Here is a 3,851-nt window from a genome sequence, read left to right as displayed (position 1 = left end):
TCTTGTTGTCATGTTCAACTCCTCAGGTGGTGTATTTTCCACCTATCGAGGTGTCCGAGCAAATTAGACCACAGCAGGCTGCCCAGCGGAAAAGTCAAGTGCTACATCGGGAAGCACGTTGGCAAGAATAACAACTACATGGTTTGGGATTCGGCTGATGCCTCTGACCAAGCTCATTACCAGGCATATTTCGACATTTACAAGCCAAGTATTCAACCGCCTGGCGATGTGCCAGTGTTGATCATGTATGTGCAGAGTGCGTACTTAAAAGATGAGCCGTTTGCAAAACAACGGGAACGATTCAAGGCGTTTGGCCAGATTTGCGCTGAGAAGGCCGGCGCCATTGCGCCAAAGGCCAAGGGGCCGCAGTCTTCGAACAGACCTGGAAAAAGGTACTGAAATGACAAAGGCCTCCGCGAACGGAGGCCTTTGCTTGACGCGGTCCGACTCCTCTTACCTAGACCTAGCTAGACCATTTCTGGTGGGCGGCTCCTCACATCGGCTTAGGGAACCTCGTTGCCTTACTCGGCTAAAACATCACCGATGACGAAATTCTAGCACATATTGATCGAAAATGATCAAGCCCCCTGGTAATGCATGTCTAGGGGGCGTTTCTCGGAGGCGAAAATTGCTGATGAGGATAGAGTGACAAGTTTTTTTACCGAGGTAAGTGCGCATCTATGTTCATGGATACCGACTCCGGCAGTAGCTTCGAGAACCTTCTCAGTAGCGGCAAGAGTGTTCACCTTTATTATTTTCTGTCAGTCCTTTTTATTATCTGGCAGTGGGCCAACAATAAAGTTTGACACAAACTTCCGGATCTCCGATATCGCGCCTCGGCGCAACCAATTTCCCCATAAAAGCAAAGTAGCGGCCGGCTGCCTGCTCCCGCGCCGCGCCGCTTAAAATCACTTTGCCGGATTCGCCCGTGTCTACTACTGTTCACTGCGCATTGGCGCGACCTAATGACCTGCTCCCCGAAATTAGTACTGCAGTGATGTAGAGTCTGGCTCTGAGAAGGCTACCCCGCAACAGCAAATCCAGGAAGCCTCTATAGTGATAGAGTCCTACAGCTTCTTCTTTGTAGTTGCCGTCAACCGACGGTCGTCAGCCGGTTGAGCGCATGCTTTCCTTGCATGAACGCATGGAAGTCAGCACGGTTCTTGAGAACAAGTTCTTCGCGGACGCCAACGGCCACCGCCAGCTGGGCGCTGAGCTCGACCATGTGCAGGTTGGATTCTCGGTCGAACGACAGCTTTATCAGGTCGTTCAGCCGCCGGTAGCGTCGCGCCAGAATCTGCTGGGCCACCTCGTAGCGCGCGATGACCTTCTGCAGCTGAGTCTCAATTTCTGCAATCTTGGGCTTGAGGTCCTTTATGACGTTGCCAGCCAGCTGATAAAGAACCTTGCCGGCCAGGGACCCAATCATGGCGCCGACGACAGGAATGGGGATAAGTGCTTGGCCAGCCATGGAAGCCAAGCTTACGACAGCAGTTTCACCGCAGACGTACAGGCCGCTCTCCAAGAGCTGGGTCAGCGTCATTTTACCCTCAAGGTAGTCGATGACAAGGGAGCCAACGCCCTTGGCAGCCGACGCGAGGGCCGCCGCCAGCGGGGCCGCCATGCCGGCACAGTTGGTCAGCACGTAGATGCCGCCGGCGGTAATCGCCGCGATACCCGCGCTGGAGCCAACCTCGACCCCCATCTTTTTCCAGTCGGCCTTGGTCAGCTCACCCTTGAAAATGTTCCGGCCTTCTTTGTGGAATTTCCAGGCTTGGGTGATGAAGCTGACCCCGCCGGCGATGCCCGCGGCCGAGGCAGCTACTTTCAGCCCCTCGCTCCAACTGGCTTGGTGCTCGGTCCGGATGTCATCCTTGCGTTCCTCGTTATCCTTTTTCAGGCGCTCCTCGTGGCCATCGGTCGCTTCCTGGGCCTTGCCCTGCTGAACTTCGGCATAGGTCGAGCGAGAGGGGGTAACCACCTCCTCGAATGACTTCCCGGTTTGCGCCTCTATTTCCTTAATGTGAGCGGCGAGGTTTCGCACCTTCGTGTCGCTCAGCCCCTCAATCTTGGTTTCTCCGGCGGCGATGCGCTTCAAAATCTCAAACTGGTCTTTCGGAACCGCGTACTTGCCGCCGTTGGCCACAAAGTCTGGATATTTCGCTCGGTGCTCGTCGATGTGGCCCAGCCCCTTGCGGACGCCGTTGATGAACTTCGATTGGTAATCGGTGTCGCCTATCCGATAGTCGGTCTTGTCGATGCGACCTTTTTCCAGGTCCAGGGTCGCGGACGGCTTGTTTCCGGCAAGAACGTCCTCAGCGTTGGTGATGTGCACCTCAATCGCCTCGGCAATCTCGCCGTGCTTGGTCTTGTCGCTGCCGATGATTTTCGATGGGTCGCCGAGAAAGTCGTAGATCTTCTGCACATGCCCCATAGCGTCTGCCATGCAGGCGTCCTGGCGAGCGAGCGCTGCCAGCTCGTCGGCGATGCGTCGAGCGTTGACAGCATCGACGCCAGCGCCGATGACCTGATCGACTACAGGTGAGCTTTTCGTCTTGGCTTTGCTCATGCCTCCGCAGCCTCCCGTTCGGCTTCTCCGGCGGCCTCTGCGATAGCGTCGTCAGCCGTCTTGGTCATCAGCGCCGACAGCGTCAGGACGTTATTGATGATGCCCGCCAGCAAATCTTGGTTTTCCTCGGTCATCATCCGATAGTTCGTCGCCTCGTTCTTACGAAGTAGCTTCCTGAGATCCTTGTTGATGGCCTTAATAACGTCCGAAGTCTGCTTTTGCAGGTGCTCCACGTACTGGCCTTGCAACGTCAGCTTGGCAGTGTACTCACTGACCTCGGCACAGGCCGATGCAGCGTCTTCCGCAATCATTGCGTTCTTTTGGGAGGTGTTGTAGAGCGACCAGGCCGAATACGCCAACAAGCCCAGGCCAATGACTTGACCGACGACAGGAATAGCCGTCGTTGGCGCCATCACGGCTCGCGCAGTAAGCCCAGAGCCCAGCGTACCGGCCAGAGATGCCACCACGGCCGACGAGATGCCCATCGACAGCGCGGGACGGGCCAGCGTAAGTGCAAGGCTCTTGACCGTACTCGCCCCCAACGCAGAAAGCAGTGCCTCCGATAGCAGTGCGCCATACAGAGCAGAGGGGCTGATGCCCAACAGCGTAGCGAGCGAATCATCGTCAGCCTTCGCTGCCTTCTTGAGCGCCTCGTCGTAGACCGAATTCGCTCGCATCTTGGATTCTTGCGACCAGAACTTCCGGATGGCTTTGGAGAACAACTGTGGAGCATCCGCCAGAGAATTGACGACCTCCTCTACTGCCGTGATTGCAGTCACTGCGGTTACAGACCGCGCCATGTGCAGCGTGTCAGAAGAACTGCCGAGGGTAATGATGGCCTCGCGAAATTGTTCAAGAGCGGCTCGCAACTTTTTTTGCTGGGCCTTGGCTTCGTCGGAATTCAGCATTGTTCTTGTTCAATCATGAAGATCAAAATGGATACCGGCGCTCTTGAATGCATCGATGAGCATCTCTGTCTGTTCGTTTCTCATTTTCATCATTTCCTTGCCGGCGTCGGCCGGTGCGGGGTGCAATGGGCGCCGTGCTTTCCTTGGTAGATTACGGATAGGGCAAATGCGCATCAATATAACGCAAAGTGCCTAACTGCTGCCTTGCGGCAACTTTTGAATTCTGCGAACGTGCCAATATCTCGCTTTTTAAACGCATGTATTGCGTTCCGCCGCTCCATCAACTCGTTTAGATACTTGTGGTGGTCAAGTAATTTCGGACACAACGATAGGTTCACGTGCTGCCATTTTCCGTTCGTAGACGGTGGGCGGCA

The 3,851-nt window shown here is 55.5% G+C and carries 3 protein-coding genes; 1 reads left to right on the top strand and 2 read right to left on the bottom strand.

Features of this window, described 5'->3' with window-relative positions; translation table 11 throughout:
- On the top strand, positions 1-399 hold a 399-nt coding region (locus ACP7B7_RS31510), incomplete at its 5' end, for a hypothetical protein (RefSeq protein WP_426079346.1).
- Positions 400-1,093: 694 nt separating this feature from the next.
- Here ACP7B7_RS31510 and ACP7B7_RS31505 read toward each other — a convergent pair.
- Positions 1,094-2,569 (bottom strand): hypothetical protein, encoded by a 1,476-nt coding sequence (locus ACP7B7_RS31505; RefSeq protein ID WP_426079345.1) that lies wholly within the window; start codon positions 2,567-2,569, stop codon positions 1,094-1,096.
- On the bottom strand, positions 2,566-3,477 hold the full coding sequence (locus ACP7B7_RS31500) for a hypothetical protein (RefSeq protein WP_426079344.1): 912 nt from the start codon (positions 3,475-3,477) through the stop codon (positions 2,566-2,568). The genes ACP7B7_RS31505 and ACP7B7_RS31500 overlap by 4 nt, the downstream gene beginning before the upstream one ends.
- Positions 3,478-3,851 lie beyond the last annotated feature (374 nt).

The sequence above is a fragment of the Janthinobacterium sp. PSPC3-1 genome (assembly GCF_049896105.1).
GTDB lineage: Bacteria > Pseudomonadota > Gammaproteobacteria > Burkholderiales > Burkholderiaceae_D > Janthinobacterium.
The sequence above is the reverse complement of the archived record's forward strand: the minus strand, read 5'-3'. Positions and strand labels throughout refer to the sequence as shown.